Origin of the sequence: Clostridium sp. C8-1-8, assembly GCF_009928445.1 — a bacterium.
Lineage (GTDB): Bacteria > Bacillota > Clostridia > Clostridiales > Clostridiaceae > Clostridium_AR.
This window is the reverse complement of the sequence record NZ_JAABNO010000003.1, coordinates 174,437-198,328: the sequence shown is the minus strand read 5'-3', so window position 1 is coordinate 198,328 and position 23,892 is coordinate 174,437. Positions and strand designations below refer to the sequence as shown.

At 30.0% G+C, this 23,892-nt stretch carries 24 protein-coding genes; 16 read left to right on the top strand and 8 right to left on the bottom strand.

Translation table 11 applies throughout. The features are described 5' to 3' along the window. Positions 1-183: 183 nt before the first annotated feature. The 3 genes from GXK57_RS04695 to GXK57_RS04685 all read left to right on the top strand — a co-directional run bounded on the left by GXK57_RS04695 (position 184) and on the right by GXK57_RS04685 (position 2,459). On the top strand, positions 184-780 hold the full coding sequence (locus GXK57_RS04695) for a chorismate mutase (RefSeq protein WP_160672196.1): 597 nt from the start codon (positions 184-186) through the stop codon (positions 778-780). 298 nt (positions 781-1,078) lie between these two features. Next, positions 1,079-1,633 (top strand): hypothetical protein, encoded by a 555-nt coding sequence (locus GXK57_RS04690; RefSeq protein ID WP_160672193.1) that lies wholly within the window; start codon positions 1,079-1,081, stop codon positions 1,631-1,633. A 256-nt stretch (positions 1,634-1,889) separates the two neighbouring features. Further along, positions 1,890-2,459, top strand: a complete 570-nt coding sequence (locus tag GXK57_RS04685) for an HD domain-containing protein (RefSeq protein ID WP_243156365.1) — start codon at positions 1,890-1,892, stop codon at positions 2,457-2,459. A 100-nt stretch (positions 2,460-2,559) separates the two neighbouring features. Here the strand turns inward: GXK57_RS04685 and GXK57_RS04680 are convergent, their stop codons facing one another. Next, on the bottom strand, positions 2,560-3,762 hold the full coding sequence (locus tag GXK57_RS04680; protein ID WP_160672190.1) for a hypothetical protein: 1,203 nt from the start codon (positions 3,760-3,762) through the stop codon (positions 2,560-2,562). A gap of 70 nt (positions 3,763-3,832) precedes the next feature. Here GXK57_RS04680 and GXK57_RS04675 point away from each other — a divergent pair, with 70 nt between their 5' ends. Beyond that, positions 3,833-4,618 carry a hypothetical protein gene (locus GXK57_RS04675; RefSeq protein ID WP_160672187.1) on the top strand — a complete coding sequence of 262 codons (786 nt, stop codon included), beginning with the start codon at positions 3,833-3,835 and terminating at the stop codon, positions 4,616-4,618. 44 nt (positions 4,619-4,662) lie between these two features. On the opposite strand, the gene GXK57_RS04670 is transcribed toward GXK57_RS04675, so the two are convergent. Next, entirely contained in the window at positions 4,663-5,412 is a 750-nt protein-coding gene (locus GXK57_RS04670; RefSeq protein ID WP_160672184.1) for a GNAT family N-acetyltransferase, read from the bottom strand. 505 nt (positions 5,413-5,917) lie between these two features. On the opposite strand from GXK57_RS04670, the gene GXK57_RS04665 reads away from it, so the two are divergent. Then, a complete protein-coding gene (locus GXK57_RS04665) occupies positions 5,918-6,439 on the top strand; it encodes a sigma-70 family RNA polymerase sigma factor (RefSeq protein WP_160672181.1) in 522 nt (173 codons plus the stop codon). A 1-nt stretch (position 6,440) separates the two neighbouring features. Continuing rightward, positions 6,441-7,913, top strand: a complete 1,473-nt coding sequence (locus GXK57_RS04660) for a DUF4179 domain-containing protein (RefSeq protein WP_160672178.1) — start codon at positions 6,441-6,443, stop codon at positions 7,911-7,913. Between the two features lie 98 nt (positions 7,914-8,011). Here GXK57_RS04660 and GXK57_RS04655 read toward each other — a convergent pair whose 3' ends face one another. The 3 genes from GXK57_RS04655 to GXK57_RS04645 form a co-directional block, all read right to left on the bottom strand. After that, positions 8,012-9,238, bottom strand: a complete 1,227-nt coding sequence (locus GXK57_RS04655) for an HlyD family secretion protein (RefSeq protein WP_160672175.1) — start codon at positions 9,236-9,238, stop codon at positions 8,012-8,014. A 25-nt stretch (positions 9,239-9,263) separates the two neighbouring features. Further along, entirely contained in the window at positions 9,264-10,823 is a 1,560-nt protein-coding gene (locus GXK57_RS04650; RefSeq protein ID WP_160672172.1) for a DHA2 family efflux MFS transporter permease subunit, read from the bottom strand. Between the two features lie 307 nt (positions 10,824-11,130). Beyond that, a complete protein-coding gene (locus GXK57_RS04645; protein ID WP_160672169.1) occupies positions 11,131-11,736 on the bottom strand; it encodes a TetR/AcrR family transcriptional regulator in 606 nt (201 codons plus the stop codon). Positions 11,737-11,925: 189 nt separating this feature from the next. Between GXK57_RS04645 and GXK57_RS04640 the strand changes: the two genes are divergently transcribed. The 9 genes from GXK57_RS04640 (at position 11,926) to GXK57_RS04605 (ending at position 20,903) form a co-directional block, all read left to right on the top strand. Then, positions 11,926-12,777, top strand: coding sequence for a hypothetical protein (locus GXK57_RS04640; RefSeq protein WP_160672166.1), 852 nt, complete (start codon positions 11,926-11,928; stop codon positions 12,775-12,777). Positions 12,778-13,094: 317 nt separating this feature from the next. Further along, positions 13,095-13,667, top strand: coding sequence for a VanZ family protein (locus tag GXK57_RS04635; RefSeq protein ID WP_160672163.1), 573 nt, complete (start codon positions 13,095-13,097; stop codon positions 13,665-13,667). A 381-nt stretch (positions 13,668-14,048) separates the two neighbouring features. After that, the gene (locus GXK57_RS26825; RefSeq protein ID WP_279285477.1) at positions 14,049-14,174 is read left to right on the top strand and encodes a hypothetical protein; all 126 of its coding nucleotides are present in this window, start codon (positions 14,049-14,051) and stop codon (positions 14,172-14,174) included. A 377-nt stretch (positions 14,175-14,551) separates the two neighbouring features. Then, positions 14,552-15,454 carry a type II CAAX endopeptidase family protein gene (locus GXK57_RS04630; RefSeq protein WP_160672160.1) on the top strand — a complete coding sequence of 301 codons (903 nt, stop codon included), beginning with the start codon at positions 14,552-14,554 and terminating at the stop codon, positions 15,452-15,454. A gap of 341 nt (positions 15,455-15,795) precedes the next feature. Further along, a complete protein-coding gene (locus tag GXK57_RS04625) occupies positions 15,796-16,350 on the top strand; it encodes a DUF1697 domain-containing protein (protein WP_160672158.1) in 555 nt (184 codons plus the stop codon). Positions 16,351-16,841: 491 nt separating this feature from the next. Next, a complete protein-coding gene (locus GXK57_RS04620; RefSeq protein ID WP_160672155.1) occupies positions 16,842-17,486 on the top strand; it encodes a TetR/AcrR family transcriptional regulator in 645 nt (214 codons plus the stop codon). A 15-nt stretch (positions 17,487-17,501) separates the two neighbouring features. Beyond that, entirely contained in the window at positions 17,502-18,686 is a 1,185-nt protein-coding gene (locus tag GXK57_RS04615) for a nitroreductase family protein (RefSeq protein ID WP_160672152.1), read from the top strand. Positions 18,687-18,950: 264 nt separating this feature from the next. Beyond that, positions 18,951-19,541, top strand: coding sequence for a DUF4362 domain-containing protein (locus GXK57_RS04610; RefSeq protein ID WP_160672149.1), 591 nt, complete (start codon positions 18,951-18,953; stop codon positions 19,539-19,541). 507 nt (positions 19,542-20,048) lie between these two features. After that, positions 20,049-20,903, top strand: coding sequence for a GNAT family N-acetyltransferase (locus GXK57_RS04605; protein ID WP_160672146.1), 855 nt, complete (start codon positions 20,049-20,051; stop codon positions 20,901-20,903). A 156-nt stretch (positions 20,904-21,059) separates the two neighbouring features. Here GXK57_RS04605 and GXK57_RS04600 read toward each other — a convergent pair whose 3' ends face one another. The 3 genes from GXK57_RS04600 to GXK57_RS04590 all read right to left on the bottom strand — a co-directional run bounded on the left by GXK57_RS04600 (position 21,060) and on the right by GXK57_RS04590 (position 22,764). Continuing rightward, complete coding sequence (locus tag GXK57_RS04600) at positions 21,060-21,518, bottom strand: hypothetical protein (protein WP_160672143.1); 459 nt, start codon at positions 21,516-21,518, stop codon at positions 21,060-21,062. A gap of 515 nt (positions 21,519-22,033) precedes the next feature. Continuing rightward, the gene (locus tag GXK57_RS04595; RefSeq protein ID WP_160672140.1) at positions 22,034-22,459 is read right to left on the bottom strand and encodes a GNAT family N-acetyltransferase; all 426 of its coding nucleotides are present in this window, start codon (positions 22,457-22,459) and stop codon (positions 22,034-22,036) included. Positions 22,460-22,578: 119 nt separating this feature from the next. Further along, positions 22,579-22,764 (bottom strand): hypothetical protein, encoded by a 186-nt coding sequence (locus GXK57_RS04590; RefSeq protein ID WP_160672137.1) that lies wholly within the window; start codon positions 22,762-22,764, stop codon positions 22,579-22,581. 196 nt (positions 22,765-22,960) lie between these two features. On the opposite strand from GXK57_RS04590, the gene GXK57_RS04585 reads away from it, so the two are divergent. Further along, positions 22,961-23,743: a class I SAM-dependent methyltransferase gene (locus GXK57_RS04585; RefSeq protein WP_160672134.1), complete on the top strand. Its 783-nt coding sequence runs from the start codon at positions 22,961-22,963 to the stop codon at positions 23,741-23,743. Positions 23,744-23,892: the final 149 nt, after the last annotated feature.

Sequence of the window (23,892 nt, the reverse complement as noted above, 5' to 3'; positions counted from 1 at the left end):
AAAAAAATATTTATAAATATAAAAAGGATTAAGTTTCACAGAGTGTTTTAGTAATACATAATTTAAAAAGTGATTTCTTGCATTATGGATAATAATTTAATTAATGTTATAATTAGTATAATTATTATATACATTTATAATTAACTTTCTTAATTTAATGAAATAAAGTAAGGAGAGTGTTTGATGAAAAGACTACCATTTCAAGTGCCAACTACGTTTTACCAGGAAACAATAAGAGAGATTGACGAAGAAATTTGTAAATTGATAAAAAAACGTAAAGAAATATCGGATAAAGATTCAGGCTTTCCTCATTTAGAATATATATCTGAGTGGTCAAAAAAATTTGATGTAACTGAGGAATTTTTGAAGGAAATATTTAAGGTATTATATCACGAAAACATATATAAACCTATAGTAGAGCCACAAGGATTCAAAAAGCATGTACCAGTTTTTAAGTCTATTATGGTAGGTAACCGTATCTTTACTTTAACCTTTATAAAGCAATACGAAAATGCCAGTGTTTTAGTTCTTAATATAGATTGGAACGGTGAAAATGGTTCTATTAATAATAAACATACTTACTTTGAATTGTTTATAGAGACACAGTATGAATGTCGAATGGATAGTGGTTGTGGAGGAGAAGATTATAGTTCTCATAGTTTCGTTGTTTCACCACCATTACCCGATGATTTGTCCGGCATTGACTTGATTTTTACAGAACGTGAGTATGGTTCTAGTGAAAATTCTATTGAAGATAAGATCTTAATCCACTTAGACTAATAACTTAAAGTAGTAGAAGAGTTACAACCATTGATATACCTATATATTTATATGATTTTATAATTATATAAATATATATAGACAGAGTATTTTTATTCAGAATATGAAAAAGTCGGTTTTAAAAGTTTGCTATGCCTAATTTTAACTTATCACTTTAACAGAACGTAAAAGTTATTATAGCATAGTGAAAACTTTAAAAAGAGATGCTTAATATAGTTTTTTCAAAGTTCTAAAAGCAAATATAGATATTTGCGTATTTAGATGATAATAAAGAAGTATGAGAGTAGAGGATAATTAAATGAGAGTAATAATAGGAGCTGGAAAAACAAATATAGAAGGATGGACACCAACTCAAGAAGATGATTTAGATTTACTTTCCACTGACCATTGGGATAAACTATTTTCTTTAGAAAGTATAGATGCCTTGCTGGCAGAGCATGTATGGGAACATCTAACTTATGAAGAAGGAATTGAAGCAGCAAAAAATTGTTTTAAGTACCTAAAACCAGGTGGATATATACGTTGCGCAGTTCCAGATGCAAATTTTAGAAATCAGTGGTACCAGAATATGGTGAAGGTTGGTGGGCCAGGTCCCAAAGATCACCCTGCAGCAACTCATAAAATTGTTTATGATTATAAGTGCTTTAAAGAGGTATTTGGAAGTGCTGGTTTTGAAGTTAACTTACTAGAATATTGCGATGAGAATGGAGATTTTCATTATACATACTGGAATGAAAAGGATGGAATTATAGGAAGGTCTTTGAGATTTGATACTCGAAATTCATTTGATGAGTTAGGAATGGTATCATTGATAATTGATGCAAAGAAGCCTTTGATTATAGAAAACAAGTAGCTAAGGGCTAGTGTATACATGGTTTGAACATCAGTTATAGGGTTACATTACTAAAACTTAAGTTATGCATGTTCGAAAATCGTGGCTTCTGAGGATTTTTGCGGGATGCATAACTTAATAGTTGGAGTTGGAACTCTATATAGGGTTCCTATGTGGAAATTCAATTTATACTTGTTTGAAGGTAATTGTTTCTGGAATTTTGAGGCGTGTATGAATTAAAAGCTGAGGTAACAATTTTACAATATAGAATGAATAGATGATTATAAATATGGCAATGATTGACGAAATAAGAGAAGATATTAAAAAAAGATGCGAAAGTCCAAATAATTTTTTTGGTATTGGGATTTATGCGCATATAGAAAGTGTTGCGGATAATGCAATAAAACTTGCTAAGATATATGGAGCAGATGCAGAAGTGTGTGAACTAGCAGGCTGGCTCCATGATGTAGCCTCAATAACTGATTATGCTTTATATAAGGAACATCATATCCATGGGGCTAGAATGGCAGAGGACATACTAAAAGCTTATGATTATCCAAGTGACAAACTGGAGCTAGTGAAGTTATGTATATTAAATCATCGAGGAAGTGTAGTTAGAGAAAAAACAACAAAAGAAGAAGTTTGTGTTTCTGATGCAGATGCAATTTCTCATTATGATACAGTGACTTCTTTATTACATCTAGCTTTCGTTCAGAGAAAGTTAAGTCTTGAAGAGGGAGTAGAATTTGTTAAGGCTAAGCTTGACAGAAGTTATAATAAAATGTCAAAGGAGAGCAAAGAATACTACAAAGACAAAAGAGAGATGGTACTTTCTGTTTTAGGATAAATAGCATTTAAGCACGCCATAAAATAAATTATCATTTAATAAGAGATTATGGGATTTTTAATAGTTAAACCAAGTGCTTTCCGAATATGGGTTATTAAGTTTAAGTATCGCCAGTTATAACATCTGTGAGATCCTTGACTAAGTCCCCATTTTCATTGCAAATCTTAATTTTTACTTTTTTATTTTCTAAGGAAAAATAAAGAATATAGAGTTTTCCATCTTCATCAAAGGGATATTGAGTGATGCTTACTGGACCAAAGATATTTTCACCCTTTAATATAACCTTAGGACTTTGATTAAGGCCGCAGATATTAATAGTTCCTCTATGGCTTTTATCATAAACTGTATAGACTAAAGAAAACTTTTCATTAAAAGTATATGAATCTATTGCAGGTACAGCGCCAAAAGGATCTGTATTATAAGGTATAGTGTCTAGATTATAAAAGTTATCGTGATTGTAATTATCTATGGTATGTCTTATCAAAAATATACTAAGGTTCTTATTCTGAGTTTTATCATCTAATATATTCATACCTGTGAAGCCAAAGCTGTCTTTAACGCCTCGTACGGTTACCACATTTTTTATTACTGGAGTATTGAAAGTATTTACAGGTTTCCCGTCTTTCAAAGCATATAGATTGATTTGATCTCTATTCAAGGAAGTATAAGTAATTAATCTATCCAAAGAATTTAAATTGGCTACATAAAATGGCTTTAAATAATAGGTTGAGGTATTTGTATAGTTAGGGTTATTGAAAGCAAAACCCAACTGAGATGATTCTACATCCGAAGAGTAGAGTATATTATCATTTTCACGTGTATAAATTAAACTGTTTTTAAAATCCATACTAGTTGCATTTTCAAAACCTGGTACTTCAATCATAGATACAGTATCAGAGCTGTAGTCTACTGGGTTAGTTTTTACTTTAACAATACCTTTATCATAGGCTGCTATAATACTACCATCTCCCATAGGAGAACTAAACAAAATTACATTATTTAGATTCTTATGAGAACGAAATTCTGCCAACATAATTGATTTTCCAGTATCTATATTAAGATTGTACAAATATGACATATTTCCTTCAGTAGTTTTTTTAGTTGATAAGAGGATTAAAGAATTTTTAATATTTGTATATTCATTTGGCCATATTATATTTTTTATTAATCCAAACTTTTTTGTATCAATTGAAATATAAGGCTGTTTAATCTGTGGAGCTTGTCCTGAATTATCGTATATATAAACTACTGTAGTAAGTAGAAGCATAAGCAAAGTAAGGATAAGCATAGAATATTTCTTCATAATCTTCCTCCAATATATGGTATAATATTGATTATATTACATATTGGCTCAGTTTAAAAGGAGATAACCTATGAATATTTCAGAAAGATTTAGGAGTGGTTTAAAGTTTATAACAGGAAAAGCTCTATGGATCATTAGCATTCCTATATTGCTCGATATAGTTAATTTATTTATGAGGGAAAAGCTATACCACAGTGTGTATAAACCTGCTGAAAATATGTTTCTATTTAAGATTGGATTTATTAGTGCACCACCAAGTGTTACGTATCTATTAGAGGATTTTCCTACAACCTTGCTAAAATATGATAGTAATGGTTTGACAGGGCTATTAAGTAGAATAAGTTTCTTTAATGTAGCACTAACTATAACAATATTGCTAATATTAAGCTTTATAAGTAGTGTTTATATGAGTGTGATTGGGACAAGCTTAGAAGAAAAAATTAGAATAAGAGACTTTTTTGTAAAAGGCAATAAGAATTGGCATAAATTCTTTTTATTGAACTTAATATGTTTTGTACCACTAATATTGATAGCTTTAAATGAAATTTTTATTATTGTTACATTTATAAATGTAATATTTGTGTATGTACCATATTCCTTTGCAGTTGATGAAGTGAGTTTCTTACAACATTTAAAGATGGGGATAAGTTTCTTATTTAGTAATTTGGTTCTGTCCATTAAGATGGCACTATATTTTGGATTAATATTCTCAATTGTTAGTGTATTTACCTTTGTATTTGCAAGAATTGGAACCATAGGAGTTATTGTTGATATTATTATTGTTGGCTACCTGGGAGCTTGCACTAATAGAGCAGTATTAGAAATCTACTCTATTAGTTCAAAAGAAATGAATTAGTAGAATTTATTATAATATAATTTAGCTCAGTTAGTTTTATCAAATTATTGAATCTTCCTGGTATATAGTTCAGCCCAAGCAGGGAAGAAGCCTGAATTAATGGCTACATTTTGAGAATTAATATGAGATTCTGCAGTGCCGTAAAAAGGTATCTTACCTCTTTTGTATACTTCCTCTTTCAGCAGTCTTACCAAATAAGTTGCTATTCCTTTACCTGTATAAGCTGGCACAACATTAACACCTATCTGCCACATGCTTTCACTATCAGCACTGGCACCGGCCATACCTATTATCTCATCACCATCAAAGGCAGCTACCCCTAACATATCAGGAAAGTCATCATTAAAGGCAAAAGCCTCACCAAATCTATCATCATCTCTGAACTGTAATATATCTTCCTTTTCATACCACTTTACAGGCGCTAGTTCTTTAATTGGAATATTATCAAAGGTAGGAAGATAATAATGGTGAACATCAGCTATTTCATGTCCATAATCCTTTAGCTTATTATCGATTTTTCTTAAATTGGGGTAGCTAAAGAACCACTCACCAGTAACTTTCCCATAAAACTCTTCAAACCATGGAATAATAATCGATTCTGTGCTTATAAAAGCTTTATTTTCCATACACAATACCTTGAGAAAGCAATTATCATGAGCATAAACTCTTCTTCCTTCAAGAAGTCCTTTTTCAACTATAGTATTAGTGTTTTTTTCGAAATCAGTTATCTGTAGATTATAATCTAACCTTAATTGTTTCTTTGCTATGTCTAAAGTTTCAGTTTTACTTAGCATATCCTCACCATCCAATAAGTCAATTTTTAAGATCATTTATGGTTTAATATTAATTTCTGTTAAGGTACTCTGTTGAAATTGAGTGTTCAGTAATCCGATGCTTAAAGGAGCTTACAATAATTGCTCCATAATATAGCGTCTCATTTATAACCGCTTAATTTCAACAATAGTATTAAACCTCTAAGCAAGTTTGATATTAGGTTTTGTAACTTTTACTGAATGAAGATTAGCATTTAATTATATACAAGGTACTTTTAAGAAGTTACATTACTCTAAACATAAATAATCTATAATATCATATTACTACAGGTATAAAGTAGAACAAATGAAAAAAACAAGTATGTAGTTAACTTTACCTCAAGTCTATATAAATTTCAGTGTATAAAACTATTATTTATAAATTATTAAATATGAGTCAAAAAATTAAAACCGTTTTATGTTTTATAACGTCTAATAGATGTAAAATATAAATTACGCGTAATTTTTAGATTTAAGGAGCTAAGTGATGATAACAGAAAAGCATGTACAGTTAGCAATAGATGGAGATGAGAAGGCTTTTGAAGAGCTCATAAATATATGTAAGGAGGAGCTTTATAGGACTGCCTATGCTTATGTTAAAAATGAGCAAGATGCACTAGATGTACTTCAAGAAACCGTGTATAAGGCTTATATATCTATAAATAAACTGAAAAATAGAAAATACTTTAAGACCTGGATAACAAAGATTCTTATAAATAATGCTATAGATTTAATTAATAAGGAAAAGAAAGTTTTATATTTAGTGGATAATACTGACAAGGGTTTCATGGATAGTGGAGTATATGGTATAGATGCAAAGTTAGATATACTGAGTTCTATTGATAAGTTAGAACAGAAACAGAAAAAAGTGATAATATTAAAATATTTTCAGGATTTAACTATAACAGAAATAGCAGAAGTTATGAGCTGTCCAGTTGGGACTATTAAAACTTATTTAAATAAGGCATTAGTTAAACTTAGAACTTCTATGGATAAGGAGATTGTTTAGTATGGATGATAATTTAAATAGAATCAAAGAACAGATACAGATACCCAAGAACATAGATTTGGCTATTAAAGAGGGAATTGAGCGAGGAAGAAAAGAGAAGGTTAATAGAAAAAATAGAAAGTATAAAAAAATGGCTACCGCAGCTGGGATAGTTGGAATTATGTCCATAATAGGAATAACCAATCCCAATATAGTAAAAGCAATTCCTGGAGTGCAATCAATATTTAGTATTATAAATCATGTTCAAGATGGACAATTGGTGGCTGGGTTTGAGAAATTTTCAACTAGTGTAAATAAAACAGTAGAAGACAAGGGGATAAAAGTCACTATAAATGATATAACCTTAGATGATAACACTTTAGCTATAACATCTACTATTGAGGGGAAGGATCTTGATGAACGTAAAGGGGACATGAATGGCATTTTACTGAATAATCAAGCACCTAGAAGTTTTGGCTATAAGGCTAAAAAAATAAGTGATAATAAGATGGTAGAAGTAACTTATGCAAATGTATCAGAGATGAAATTAACAGACAATGTGAATATAGAGTTGAAGTATCTATGGATTGGTAATACTCAGGGCTTTTGGAATTTTAAATTTTCAGTACCAAAGGGTTATAAAAATAATAATTCAAAAACTATTGAATTGAATAAAACAATAAAAATTCCTAATGCTACTTTAGAACTAAGTAAGCTTGTAACTAGCCCATTAGGTAATACCATAATCTACGATGGTGTATATGACAAAGAAAATAAAAGTCAGAGAAATGGAATTTTTAACTTTGTAGTTATTGATGATAAAGGTAAGATGCTGGATGCAGATATTGCTCCTGATTACTCTAATACAAAAAAATTCGAAGGAAAAATACAAATTAACAGTAGTTTAGAAGAAGTTAAATATATAACTGTTGTGCCAATATTTAAGGATTATGGTGAGGCTGAAAAAGATGTTGATGGTATAAAAACACCAGTACTTCAAGCAACTATTAATACAAATGATTTTAATATACCTCAAGAAACAATAGTTAAGTCTAGGCCTGCAACTAAAGAAGAAAAATCCAGTGGTTATGTTTATGATAAGGTTAATAATATTTATACTATAGATAAAACAAGAGAATTTGTGAGTATTGACAAATTGATTAATCAAAGTATAAAAGTGAGTAGTAGTAATAATCTTATTATAAAAGATATTTCAGTTACGGATAAATATACTAAATTAACTTTTAAAGTAGAAGGTAATGGAACGTACTCTTCTAGATATCTGTTAGACGCTACTATTTTAGATGAGAATTACAATGATATTGAAAGACCAGAGAGTGGAGAGACACCTGTAAATGAAGACGTTAATAATAGGATTATATCAATAATGCTTCCTCCTATAGACAAAAATAAGAAGTATAAGATTGCACTGCCTACCATAGAAAATCCAGAAATCTTAGATCAATACAAGGTTAAGATTGATCTAAATAAATAAAAAGTATATTTTTATAGACAGCAAAAAGTAAGAACTCATTCCAATTATAGGGATGAGTTCTTACTTTTTTATTAAACTTAGTAGCTATAAAAATTAAATTATTTAGTTACCTTAATCTTAGTTTCTACTGACATACCAGGGATAATAGTTTTACCTGTAGTATCTAAGCTTATTTTTACAGGAACTCTTTGGCTAACTTTTGTGAAGTTACCTGAAGCATTTTCTGTGCTAAATAAGCTGAAGACAGAAGCAGTAGCTAGGCCAGTTTCTTTAACCTTACCGTTAAAAGTAACACCTGGATAAGCATCTACAGACATTGTTACAGCTTCATCTTTGCTTATACGTTCTAGATCACTTTCTAAAATGTTAGCAGTAACCTCAAGCTTTCCTAAATCTACTACTGAAACAGCTGATTGACCAGCAGCAATCATATCTCCTTCATGAATGTTTACTTGAACAACTGTACCGTCAACGCTGGATTTAACTTCTGCATTGTCAAAGTTTAGCTTTGCTAGATCATATGCAGCCTGAGCAGCTCTAACTTGAGCTTCAACTATGGCTACATCCTTATCAGATGCTCCAGAATTCGTAAGACTTAACTTGCTGTTAGCGCCTTCCAAACCAGCTTTTGCAGCAGATATTTGAGCATCTATGGCTTTAACTTGCCCTTGAAGTTGACTAATTTGGTTTTCAAGCTGAGTTTTGCTAGAGAATAGCTGTTCGATTGCTTGAGCTTTAACTGTGTACTGTGCTTCAGTAACTAAGTTTTTTGCTCTTGCTGTATCAAGCTGTTTAAGGGCATAGCTTGCATCATAATCTCCAGTTGAAGGATCTTTAAAACTATCCATTTGTGATAATAATTTATTATACTCTGATTGAAGAGTATTTAGGGAACTTTGCAAGTTTGACTTAGAAGTATTAGCTCCATTTAAAGAAGCGGTAGCTTGGTCAACCATTGATTGAGCACCAGCAACTTCTTGAGCTCTAGCGCCACTTTCAACTTTTGTAAGTTGAGCCTTAGCTACATCAAGAGCAGCTTGAGCTTGATTTAATTGGTATTGTAATTGATCTCCCTCAAGAGTAAATAAAACATCACCTTTTTTAACTGTTGCACCTTCAGTAACATTGATCTTTATTACTTTTCCAGGAATTCTTGAACTTGCATTTAAAATATCACCAGTTATCTTTGCGTCATCTGTAGTGACATAGTTCTTTGAATCCATATAGTATTTGATTCCAAAGCCACCTAGAGCTACAACTAGAACTGCTCCTACTGCTAGAATTATTTTTCCCTTTGATTTGTTTGACTTAACTGACTTTTCCATGGGTTTCCTCCTTATGATTTAAGAATTATAGTTCTATACTTAATTGTTCTTCTGATATTTTTACTTTCTTTGAAGCTTTACCTCTTATGAATAGTGCTATAAATACTCCAAATACTGATATTGAAGTAGCTACAATAAAGGTATCGTTCATAGCAGTTACTGTAGCGGACTTTATTAAACTTCCATAGATCTGCATGAATATAAGGCTCTTTCCTGCAGTGGGGCTAATCCCTTTAGTGGTAGCTAATCCTTGAACCAAAGCTGAAGCCTTGGTAAAAGCAGGAGAGCTTGTATTTAAGGATTGTGAGAATATGACATTATGGAAGGCTTCTCTGCTTTGTAAAACTGTTGTTAACATGGCAATACCTAGTGATCCAGCAACCTGACGAATAGTTGAGTTTAGAGCAGTAGCTCTTGCAGTCATTGCTGGTGGTACAGAGTTCATACCTTCAGTTTGCATCGGCATCATAGCAAGACCGTTACCAAAACCTCTAACTGCCATGATAAGCATAACAGTATTGTATGGTGTGTCTAGGGTTAATCTGCTTAGCATATATGTACATCCTGAAACTACTATTAAACCTATTATTGTAAGCCATTTAGCTCCATATCTATCAAAGAGCCTTCCGCTAATCGGCATCATTATTCCAGTTATAATAGCTTGCGGAAGCATCATCATACCGCTTTGCATAGCGCTATAACCTCTAAGATTCTGCATATATATAGGCATCAGAAATATTGCTCCATACATAGCAATAGTAGTAATGGTGCTTATTATTAAACTTAAAGTAAAAGGAAAATTCTTAGTTACTCTAAGGTCAAGTAAAGGATCAGAGTGATTTAATTCTATAAACACAAAGGCTGTTAATGAAAGAAAAGCCACAGTCAATAGTGTTATGGTGTAAGGGGATGTCCAACCTTTATCTGAAACCTTAGCAAGGGCCAAAAGTAAGGTGTATAAACCTAAGGCCGAGGTAATTCCACCAAATATATCGAATTTTTTTCCTATGGTTTTTGGTGAATCTTTTAAAAGAAGTACTGCTAGAGTGACCCCAATAATTCCTACTGGAATGTTAATTGTAAAGATCAATCTCCAATCCATATACTGCACAATATAACCACTTAAAGTTGGCCCTATAGCTGGTGCTGCCATAGCGGCAATTCCCCAGAAACCTAAAGCCAAGCCACGCTTTTCAAGAGGAACATTTTGAAAAAGCATGGTCATACCAACAGGCATTATCATTCCGCCTCCGATAGCTTGCACAACTCTAGCTGCTATCATTGTATTTGTACTAGTAGCTAAGCCACAGAGCGCAGAGCCTATAGTAAATATAATTAGTGCGAAGACATAAATATTTTTTCCTCCAAACCTATCGGTCAGATAACCAGTTAACGGAATAACAATACTCATTGTCAGCATGTAGCCTGTTAAAACCCATTCAATTTGAGACTCAGCAGCACCGAAGATTGTCATCATCTTAGGTATAGCAACATTTACTATACTGGAGTCAAGAATAGCCATAAAGGTTCCGACTACAATTACTGCTAAACACAGCCACATATAACGTTCATCATGTTTGTCCATTTTGCACTTCCTTTCTAAAGATATATGTATAACTAACTATTTAGTTAATACTGCATAAAAAATAATAAACTATTGTAATAGGTTCGTTTATAACTAACTGTTTAGTTAACTTTAACCAAAAATATAATAACTCAATTGAGCTATTTGTTTTTATTAGGATAATAATTGTTAGAGTATATCCAGGTAATATATATATAACTAACCATTTAGTTAAATAATCTTAAAATATAAAGCAAATACATTTTAATATTTGCCATATATATTCTTATAAATCATTAGCTTAATTAGTCATATTAAATTTTGATTGTTATTTATGACTTATATAATTCTTACGAATTTCCTTATATATCTGTAAGAACTTTTTCTTCACTTCTTTTTTATCAAAACCATAAAACTCCGACCACTTATCGCCAACTATTATAAATGCTGCTGCTGGCACTAACATATAAAAGAAGGAGCTAAGCATAAGATTAACAGTATCTTCAACCTCTATACCTTTATCTTTAAGTCTAGAAACTTTTATTTCAGCAGAAGGAAGTATAGAATTAAATATGCTGTCATTGCTTGAATTAGCTTTGATTGACTCTATTATTATGATTCTAAGTAAATCTTTTTTCTTTGATATAAATTTATACAATTCTTCGAATAAGAACTCTAAAGAGCTTTCTTCATCTAAATAAGTATCTTTTACCAAGGTTTCACGAAAGTCTTTAAAGTCTTGCTTATATTGTTTTATAAGCTCCTCAAATAACTTTTCTTTACTATTAAAATAATAGTAAAGCATTGCTTTGTTTACCTTTGCTCTAGCTGCAATTTCATCTACTCTGGCGCCATCAAACCCTTTTTCAGAAAAAACTTCAATAGCGGAATCCAGAAGCTTTTGCTTAGTATCCTGCGCTTTGTTTTTATCCAAATTAGAAACACTGCCTCTCATAAACTAATTTTATATTTTGCAATTAATTGGTATAATATACCTATATATCGTTACCGATGTCCTAAATATATACTAACTAACTACTTAGTTAATATATCATAGTAATATGATAAATACAATATACGAAAAGCTGTTCATAAATAATTTTAAGTGGAGAGGAATAATTGCATGAATAGTAATGTTGTAGCCTTCCATAACTTATGTAGATTATATATAATTGATATCTTAAAAAGCTATAGGAAGGGCATTGATACTATAGATAAGAAAGCTTGTGAGCTTTATAAAGTAATTAATACTTGGAATTGTGAAAGTATACGGCAGTTATATATGCAATATAATGAGAAAAATCCATTTTGGACTATAAAAGCAGAGATACTAAAGGTTATACTACAGAGAATTGAGAGTATAGAATTAAATAGTCTACATGATTTAAAAGAGATTAAAAATATAGTCATTGAACTAAGTAGTAAAGCAAAAATAGATAGAAGATTGGGGTTTTCAGGTGTTGACAAAGCTAAAGTTAATATAATTTGTGATAATGAAAAAAATAGTTTTTTTAGTTATTTTTCTAATATATACGAAGAAGATTTAGTAGATGTGCCTCAGTTATATTATCGCAAGATATTAGATAGAAAAAGAGCTGAAAATATAAAAATTGAGGTTGAAGAGAGAGTTCATCGTTTTTATGAAGCTAATAATCCGGACTTATTTGTTAGTATTAAGAAAGAAATTTTTGAAGAGCATGTTAATATTAGGAAATTAATAAAAATAATTAACAACAAAGTTACTAGAATATATCAATTGGACTACGATGGTATTTATGAATCTTTTATTATGGATTTATGTATAGATGGATTTTTCCCTTTTGATCGTGGAGATGCAACTTGGTGTACAAGCAGACTCGATTGGTTTGTGAGGAGACATCATGAGGGGTATTACTTGATAGCTGGTAAGTTCATAATATCTAAGCTTAAAGAGTTGTGGCCTGATTATTATAACAGTAAGAGTAATTTTCATTGATGAGGAATCAATGAAAAAGTCTAATTATTAGCATTATAATGATTTGGTTAATTATTATATAGAGTTATGCTCAATAAAAAAACTTATGTTCGCGAAATTGCTTTTTAGTGGGTGAAGGAACTATGAAAATAGATCTCTAAAGCAGTACATGTAAGTGTGTGAATTATAATCATTATAATAAATATAAGAAGTTTTTAAAGTTTATATTTAACTAAATTAATAAAAGGAGGGATTAGTAAAAAGAAAATAGAAATAAAGTTTAGTTAACTTAAAATGATGTATATAAAATATGTGATCATGCAATGGAGGTTAAATACATGATGTTTGATAGAATAACTGCTTTTGCTATAGGAATACCACTACTAATAGTAATTGAGATAATAAGATGGATAAAGTTTAAAATAGATAATAGAAAGTTTATATACATTAGAGAATTTCTAATTATATTACTTTCTATTTATATGATGGCTCTAGTATCAGTGACGTTATTACCATTTAATTTTTATGGATCAAAGAGCCCAGAAGCTAATTTAATCCCTGTATTTAATACGTTGAAGGATATAAGTAATATTCCACAAAATATGAAAGTTTTCATGATTAAATTTTGGCTTGTTAATATATTTGGCAATCTATTGCTTTTAATACCCTTAGCAGTAATTGTGCCCTTGACATTTAAAGGATTTAGAAGCTTTAAGGCAACGGTCTTACTTGGCTTTATGGTAGCTTTATCAATAGAGGTTCTTCAATATCTTTCAGCGTTTCTTGGCAATGCAAGATCATTCGACATAGATGATATTATTTTAAACACTTTGGGAGCAGCAATTGGTTTTTTCTTCTATAAATTTATCGTAAAAAGAGTTATACAGATAAAGGAAGAAGAAGTGGCCTAAGAAAATGCTACATGTTTAAATATATTGAAGAACTGATGTATAGTTTATATAAACTTTATGTGTATAGACTATTTAAAATAATTTGAGTATAAAGTGGACTAGCTCAATAACAATTATTTGTTTAATTTCCATAATTATAGGGAAGATAATCATATAGACCTTAGTATAGTTGCTATCATGGGGGTGATATTCTTTGTCCTAAAGCAGAAGTAAGCAAGAAGGCTACCTCATTTCTAATGAATTCTTTCGACTACACAGTAGACAAATAATTTGGAGAACAAAACTAAATTAATTGTTAGAATAAGTTACAACATAATGGTATAATTACCATAAGTCAACAATACCTATTGGCTTATTATGGGGGTAAGGGGGGACTACAAAATGATGTTTGTAGGTATATTCGAATTTGTTTATCTAGTGATAATTCTTGCAGTTGTTGGGATAAGCATATACACGATGCTTTTACTTATAAAGGCTCTAAAAATATATATTAAAAATAACTCATAGAGCTACATAAACATATAAGGTTCAAGTAAAACTGGAAACATAATTGTATTTATACGAACAACTGACCAATTTTTTTTGCGAAGTCAATTGTAAAAATCTTTGTGAGTTTTCAGGCTGCTTTTAGGTTAAAGTGATATTTACTTAAATGATTGTCTAAGTTTATTATTATGAATAGTAAAAAAGCACCTCTATATAGAAATTGTTAGTAGAGGTGTTTTTTATATGTTATGAATTATGCTAAGAAGTTAGTTATAATAGTATTAATTATTTTTAGCTTTAATATAATACCGTTTGTGTCAAGAAATTGTAATATAATTTCAATATAAACATTACTTACAAGTTGTTAGCTTAATTGTTTATTAGATTATGAGGTAATTATGGATAGTTTAGATTATAAGTTAAAGCAGAGTACCTTTTTCTCAGATGCAGCTAAGGATAGAATTAAACTTAATATTGTAACAATTGTCTTGCTTTATTTCATCCTATGGCTAACAGGATTATTTTTAGGTAGAGTTTTATACGAAGGCTTTTCTAGTTTTGTTATTAACAAATTAAATGTAGAAAGAAACTTAATTGAAAGCTATAGAAAAATTTTAGTATGTGGAGTACAGATATTTGTATTTTTTATATGGGTGAAGTTCTTTGAAAAAAGAGAAATTAAAACATTGGGATTTAAATCTGATGCTCCTATAAAAAGCTATATAAATGGAATGATTATAGGATTTTTAGCTATTTGCTTAATAACTATTAATTTGTTTTTGTTCAAGCTAGTAACTTTTATAGGTGGTAGTCAAGGGTTCTCGCTTTTATCATTTATTCCTATAGTAGTTTCTTGGATGATACAAAGTGCTGCAGAAGAGATTGCTATCAGGGGATGGCTCATTCCTAAGCTTGGATACAGAAAAACACCATTTACAGCTATCTTAATAACTTCGGTTGTCTTTGGTATACTACATCTATTTACTACAGGAGTTACTTTGCTATCCTTTAGTAATTTAATTTTATCAGGAGCTTTTTTTGCAATTATTGCTATATATTGTAACGGAATATGGACAGTTATGGGCTTGCATTTTATGTGGAATCTAACTCTAGGAAATATATTTGGATTTCCTGTAAGTGGGTTTTCTAATTATGGTGAAAGCTGTGTTTTATTGAAAAACACTTCAGCTAGTTTCTTTAATGGGGGAGATTTTGGGCCAGAAGGAGGTTTTATTACTACCTTAGTACTTATTGCCGGAATACTTATAATAAGTATTAAGCTGTATAAAAAATACAAATAGAAGTTATATATTAGTTTTGTTTAATATAGATAATACCTATGGCTATGTATTAGATAAATGTTGGTAGGATTTTTTATATTGATAAAGTTTGTTATTTAGGCTATGTTTAGTTTCAATACGGTACTTTAACAGAGCCATTAGTTAATATAAGATTATTAGATATGGGTATCACTAATGATATTATCTATTGTAGTAAATATAAAAACAACCAGCAACATTTTTTAAATACATTCATATATACTAATTTCGATTAATATGCAAACCATAGAAATTTTATTTAAAGTACATAATTCTAAGTTCTATATAGATTAAAATAATAAAAATAAAATAGGAGATAACTTATGAGAGTTTACATAGCTTTACTAAGAGGGATTAATGTTGGTACAAAAAATAGGATAAAGATGTCTGAGCTTAAGGAGTTTTTCGAAAGCTTGGGTTTTACTAGTGTGAAGACTTATATACAAAGTGGTAATGTGATCTTTAAATCTGATCTTGATGAAAATGAGATTAAAGAACAGCTTGAAAGTAATTTTGAGAAACGGTTTGATTTTTCTACAAAGATGATTTTGAGATCTTCTGAAGAGTTAAATAATATAATTAAAAATCTTCCTTTTTCCGAAGAAGATATAAAAAAGGCTGAAAGTACTTCAGAAGGAGAAAGTCTTTATGTGTCTTTAATGCACGAGAGTCCTTTAGAAGAAAATATAAAATTGTTAGAAGCTTATAAAAATGAGCATGATAAATATGAAGTAATAGGTAGAGAAGTATATCTTTTATTTGGAAAAAGCATAAGAAATTCAAAATTGGCTACTAACCTTGCTAAACTTAAGGTCACAGATACGGTTAGAAATTGGAAAACTTTAAGCAAGCTACTTTCTTTAGTTGATGAGATATAGAATATGAAATTTCGCTGTACTAAAATTAGTTTTTTAGATAGTAGAAGGATAAGTGGATAATATGAAAATTTTAAGGGAACTTTTAAAAGGTTCCCTTATTTTATTCTTTATGAAATTGTATTTTAGATAAAGCTTTGTATAACTATGCGTAGATGGCTTAAATGCATATTGTATAAAGAATAAAAAAGATAAAATATGTCGCCAGCCATGTTTTCCTCGTATGCATTCGAAATGGCAGATGTACAAAAGAAGGCCTATTGGGAGAAACTTTCATGTTCTTATGGAGATATAGATTTTTTATAGATAAACCAGCATGAAGGTATATAAAACTATTATCGGTACTAAGTCTTTCTAAGCTTAAAAGTAAATTTATGTTAATAAAGTTTAACATATTAATATTGGTGAATTATTGAATTTAATTTATATGTATACTAAAATGTAACTAAGTAAACTGATAGTTTACTTAATTTATATAGAAGTAGGTATAAGAGATGGGAGTAAGTGAGCGTAAGGAAAAGGAAAAAGAAATTAGGCGAAATGACATTGTAGATGCTGCAGAGAAGGTGTTCTTTTCTAAGGGCTATGATCTGGCCACTATGGATGATGTAGCTAAAACTGCAGAGTTTAGCAAGAGAACTATCTATGTGTATTTTAATAGTAAGGAGCAGATATATTTTGAAATAATGATAAGAGGTTATAAACTTTTAATTACAATGATTGGTGAATATGTTAGCAATTCTAAGGATAATGGGATTGCTAAAATAAGAAAATTAGGTGAAGTTTTCTATAACTTTAGTAAGAATAATCCAAATTACTTTTATGCAATAATGAACTATGAAAATGGAGAACTAGATTTTTCAAGTGGAGTACCAGATAAGTCAAGAGAACAGTGTTATGAACTTGGGGAGAGAATTTTTCAATATCTTTGTGACTTTTTGCAGCAGGGCATTAGAGAAAATATGATACGAGAGGATATAGATATAAAGAGTACAGCAATATTGTTATGGTCATTTACTCTTGGAATATTTACTACCTTAAAGAAAAAGAAAAACTATATAGCAGAGGTACATCATAAGAATGAAGATGAATTATTAGAAGTAGCTTTTAAGATGCTTACAAAAACTATAGAAAAGTAGGAGGAAAGTTATCTTATGAAATATAAGGGGAGAAGAAAATTGATAATAATATTTTCAGTGACTTTAACTATATTACTAGCTGCAGTGGTTTCTGTAGTAATAGCTAGTGGATGTTTTTTTAAGTCCAAGTATCTTCAGCCATGGAACAAAAATTATTCTGAGAATTATAAGGATATAAGAGTGAAAATAATATCTAATGGTATTTTAGCGGCCAGTGGACATAATATGCAGCCGTGGAAGATAAAGCTTGATGATGACAAGAATAGCTTCTATCTATACGCAGACAGCCATTTGTTGAATCTAGAAGTAGATCCTTTGGCAAGACAGACTATGATTACTCAGGGGACCTTTTTAGAATACTTAATTGTAGCAGGTAATAAATTCGGATATGACGTGAATATAGAGCTTTTCCCAAAAGGGGAATATGACGATAAAGACTTAATTAATAGTATGAATAGTAAGCCAGTAGCCAAGATAAACCTATCTAAAACTGAGGAAAGCGAACATTTATATAATTATATGTTTTATCCAGATACCAATAGGGAGGCATATGAAAAAACGAAACTTACTGAGGAGCAAATATCTACATTAAAACTCTTATCTGAAGATAATATAGATATAAGAATATTAGATGGTGAGCAAGATTTGAAAAAATTAGGTTCCCTAGCTATGAAGGGAGCGGAAATAGAAGCTGGCATACATAGGATGAATGTAGAGTCAGCCAATGTATTCAGATCAAATGAATACACAAAAAATAAGTTTAGATACGGTTATTCCTTTGAGGGACAAGATATATCAGGATTAAAAATGTATTTGCTAGAAGGTGCTATAAACTTAATACCTTCACTTAACAGTGAAAAAGCTTCTAAAGATATGTACATTAGTTCAACAAAGAATTCTATTGAAAATACTCCTTGTTATGGAATAGTAGCTACGAAAGGCAATTCACGAATTGAGCAGGTAAAGAGTGGTATGGTCTATAGTAGATTGGTGTTAACAGCACATTCTTTGGGACTTGCTATGCAGCCTTTAAGTCAGGTAATAGAAGAATATCCTGAGATGAAAGATCAATATGTAGAGGTTCATAAAGAATTTGCATTTCCAGGTGAGACCCTGCAGATGTTATTTAGAATAGGTAAGCCTACTAAAGAAATTCCTAAAAGTATGAGAAGAGATGTTATGGATATAATTGCAAAGTAAGATGCTATACACCATTAAGAAAGCTAAAGTTATGAATATTGAAAAATGGTATATCATGAACTTTAGGAATGAATAACTTAATAGTTTAGATAACTAATACTCATTGTAAGAGTTTAGGTGCTTAAAAAATAGTGGATGAAAGTTGTACTAAAGAAGGTGCTATCAAATACTTTTATAGATGTTTATTTGTAAAACGTGCATAAAAGAAATAAAAAAGGATACTATATTTTTTAACTAACGTAGGTCAGAGGAGGGTTACAAAAGATGAAGTCTATAGTTATAGCATCTTTATTAGCAGTATCTTTAGGAAGTACACTGGAAATATTTGAACGAAAGATTAATATGAGTTCTGGTGCTCTAGGTGTTATTAAGCTATTTGAAAGTATGGAAAGTAAAGTTATTACAGAAGAGAAGGAACAGCTGAACAATAGCACTTTAACCTATAGTAAAGCAATAAGTAATGGGTATGTTGTAGAACTTCCAGCTGATGTAGAGTATCCAGGCAAAAGTCAAGATACTCTAACTTATAATATTATGAAACTTGATCAATTTATCGAGAACGTTGAAAAATTAAAAAGAGATAAGATTAGAATAGTTAAGTATGCTTATGATGGTGGGAAAGTTTGGGTTAATAAATTATATGACTTAGAGTTTAATGGGCAAAGTATAGAAATGACTGTGTATGACACCTATTCAAATCCAGAGAAGTTTATAAAATCACCGAAAACCTATGAGAAGAGAGTTATTAAGAAAGATTATCCTAATGATTTATGGTATGGAATATGCTCGAATAACAATGATGATAAAGACTGTGGTACCCTTATCAGCCTTAAGAAAAGTAGCGTAGTTCAATAACATCTAGCAATTGATTTATTATATAAATTGTACAATATGGTTATAGAAAGTGCTGATATATACTTGGTATCAGCACTTTTTAGTTTTTTAGGATATATATTTACTAACCAAACTATTAATTTATAGATGACTCCAAATCTCCAAAGACCTCAAATATAAAGAGATAATCTTTAGGTTAATAACTCTTTTAATAATTCACAGAGTTAAAATTACGTAATACTAATAAGTGGGCTATTATTATTTGGTTTATGTTATAATATTCAATAATAGTGTTTATATGGAAGGCGGGTGACTATAATTATTTAATAATATTATTTAAATTAAATGATTATAAAAAATACCATATGAGTTAAAGTATCATAGGAATAGCTGTTTAATTTATATTATGTGCTTTAGCAGTTGTTGTATTTATAATAAGGAGATGGTGTAGCATGTGCAATAATAAAGCGTTGGAAGCTAATTATGTAGGATTAATTAAAAATTACGATGAAATCTTGAGGTGTAAATATGTTAAATATAAAAAATGTAATGAAGAAGGCAGAAGCTTTTAAGTTTAGCTCCTTAATGTATGTTGAGGAAGAAGATATTGAAACTGCCAAGTTATGTATTGATACTGAAAATAGCTTATTCTTATACATTAGTTTGGATACAGATAAAGAAATAGGAACTTATATAAAATCCAAAAATAACTTTCAGGTTTTTTGGGCTTCAAATACTAAAGAAAGCTATTTTGAGGGGTTAGAGCAGACAATAAATTATATTAGAGAAAAGGAAGCTGAAGCAGAGAGAATATATATAGAATTTGTCCCAGCTGAATTTGTAAAAGATATGGAGAGCTTTGGTTTTAGCACTGTATCTGAATGGGTAGACTACTGGAATAAAGATTTATCCGCTTTAAATTTGCAAGTAAATGATAACATTAAGGTTAGAAGTTTTGAGAATTTAGAGGATATAGTTGAAATTTCAGCAGTAACTAAGAGTTGTGCTGGTTGTTCTAGGGGATTTACTGGGCAGTCAGAGGAGACTATAAAGGAATGGAGTAGTATGGAAAACTCCAAATTATTTATAGCTGAAGAGGACAACCACATAGTAGGTATTTGTTTTGGTATATTATACGGTTTTGACAGTGAAAAAGGAATAATTCTTTGGATAAGAGAGCTTGCAGTTGAACCTAAATATCAATCGAGGGGAATTGGCCGTAAGTTAATATATTCAGCTATAATATGGGGACAAGAAAGTAAAGCAAAAAGAAGCTTCTTAGCTTGTGATGCAGAAAATCATAGGGCTATTAACTTATATAAAGCTTTAAATTATGAATATAATGGAGAACCAGGGCAGATTAATATGGATTATAAACTATAGTTAATGATATTAAGCTGACAATAAAATAGAATAATCAATAATATAAAAGCAAGTGCACTTAAGTATAAAGCTTGAGTGCACTTGCTTTTAGTTTGATTCATTGCTAAAGGTGAGGCTATAAAAACTAAGACTATAATTGAAGATAGAATTGGCTATTTACACAGTCATTTCAGATTTTAGTTCATTAAATGCATAACTTATTTGTTTTTTATTTTCTTCGCTATATCCATGTAAGCTAAGACGTATCTTTCTATTATTAAGTAAAGTAATTACTATTATATTATCAAATGATTGATTAAGTTCATTTATATTTTTAACTTCAGCTATTCTTATTGATCTATATTTCATTAAGAAATACTTAGAAAAAGTTATTTGATTTTTATCTATAATTAGACTAGGTTGTCTAAATTTTTTCGTTAATACTATGTATAGTTGATTCACAATGAGTAGTAGAAAAATTAATGAAAAAGATATTGCATATATTAGCCCGATAGAAGTATGAAGTGCGACTTTTGGAGGTGAAAATATAAAAACTATAAAAACAATATTAACAATATGCTGTAAAGGTGTAGGAAACTTTTTAGTAAATTTATATTCTTTAACTTCAGCTAACATAATTATTAATTTTCTCCTTTCAAGTTATTCAAATTGTACTTATCAAATCTTTCTTTAAACTGCTTTTGAGTTATAATCATGCTTAAAACTGATGAAATTATAACTAAAGTAGAGGAGATAAAAATCTCTAAATCTAAATAATCTGGACCTAATATAAGTATACTTACTAAAGTTATAATTAAAGTTAATAAGAAAAACACCATTAAAAGCCTAGAAGAGAGCTTATTGGCCTTGAGCCAGTGGCTGGTATTACTTTCAGACAATAAGGACTTGAGTAAATTTGAATTGTCTAAGCTCCTATTAGATAAATTATTGATCAAATAGCTTGTTATAATAACTATTAAAGGACATAGTATTGGGCAGATTAAAGGTATCAAGATTTATATGTAGATTTTGCCTCCATCTTATATTTAATTTTAGATGTATAACGTCATACCAAAATTTGTATTTTAAAACTCTCATCTCAAAACCTAGAGGAGTCTTGAAAATATATTTAAGGTTGAAATGATAGAAATTTATAAAGTTTTTTTCAAATAGTAACGGTTATGACCTTCAGGACAGTGTTCTAGTATACCAAACACTTCATAACCATGCTTCAGATAAAAATCTTTTGCTTGGAAATCAAAGGTGTCTAGGTGTATTAATTTGCAGCCTCTTTCTTTTGCTATATCTTCAACTTCTTTCAATAAAATAGAGCCATAGCCTTTGTCTCTAAAACCTTCCTTAACCCACAATACATCAACATATAAGCAGTTCCAGCAATAAAGCATAGTATTTATGCCTGCTAGTGTTTCGCCTTCTGAACTTTTTATAACTCTATTTAGTGGTATGAAAGTTGGAGCTTGAGTATACGGAACTTTAGAAGCGTTATACTCAACAATTCCATCATCAACGGTTGTCCAATCTTCCTTAGTACTTTCCTTAATAATATAATCTTTCATGACATTTCTCCTATAATATATTTATTTAACAAAATTAGAATTTAGTTTTGTACTATTATAATTTTGCAGATACTTATTATCTCTCTATAACTACTTATAGAGAGTTTTACAACATATCTTTAGCGGATCTTTTTATTAGAATTTTTTAATGTAACATATACTCCGTCAAGTAGTGCTATAACCAAGGCAATAGCCAGTGCTTTCAGTAGAGTTAAAGCTAACCATTTTATAAATATACCTAAAATATAAAGGATTAAAAAAACAAAGAAACATTTGATTATTACTTCTTTTAGTGAATTACTCATTTTGACTTCTCCTAACAACCATGCCAACTTTAAGGATAAAAGTCGGAAAATTTATAAATCTGTATATATTTTATGGAAATTATAACATATAAATTGAAAATATAGAATATTAAAGATTTTATATATTTATTTTACAATCAGTAAAATATAATGATATAATTTTCACTAAGAAAAATATGGAATATGAGGTGTTGTTATGGTAAAGGATTTGTGTTTAGACGTGATTTGTAATCCAAGCACTCATAATAAATTAATCATAGATTCTAATGGAATAGAAGAATTCTTGGTAGATTCAAGGACTGGGGAGAGATTTGCTATAAAAGAAGGAATACCTTCTTTTATAAGATCAGAGGATATTGACGGTACAAATTATGATAGTACAAAATTTTATAATTCTTTCGCTCCTTTTTATGAGCTTGGTCAAAAAGCCTATTATGCTTTCTTAGGAGGAGAAGAAAAAGCTAGAAAAGATTATTTGCAGTTTATAGACGTAAGAGAAGGGGATAAGGTTCTTGAGGTGTCCGTTGGAACTGGAGCAAACATAAAGTTCTTACCAAGAAATGCTGAATACTATGGATTGGATATATCCCTTGGGCAACTGAAGCAGTGTGAAAAGAATAATAAAAAATATGACTTAGGAATTAAACTGTTTTGGGGAAATGGAGAGATGCTTCCCTTTGCAGATGATAGTTTTGATGTAGTGTATCATATAGGTGGAATTAATTTCTTTAATGATAAGAAGAGGGCTATAGGAGAAATGGTGAGAGTAGCTAAGAGTGGCTCGAAGCTCTTAATAGCTGATGAAACAGAAAAGGTTGCTAAATTTTTTGAGAAGATACCATATTTTAGAGGGCCTTTCAAAAACATAAAGGAAGCCATAACAGCTCCTGTTGATTTATTGCCTGAAAATGTTAGAGATGTAAAAGTAACAGAGATAAGAAATGGGACATTATATTGTTTAGAGTTTATCAAGATATAAGAATTTGTAATAGTAAGTAGATATTTAAAGATTATAATAAACTTTTATAGTATGAACCGGAAAATAGATTTAAAGTGTATGCAATTATTTTCCAGGAGATGAATTATTAATAGTAGGTTGTTTTAAATTTTAACTTAGAACTTTAATAT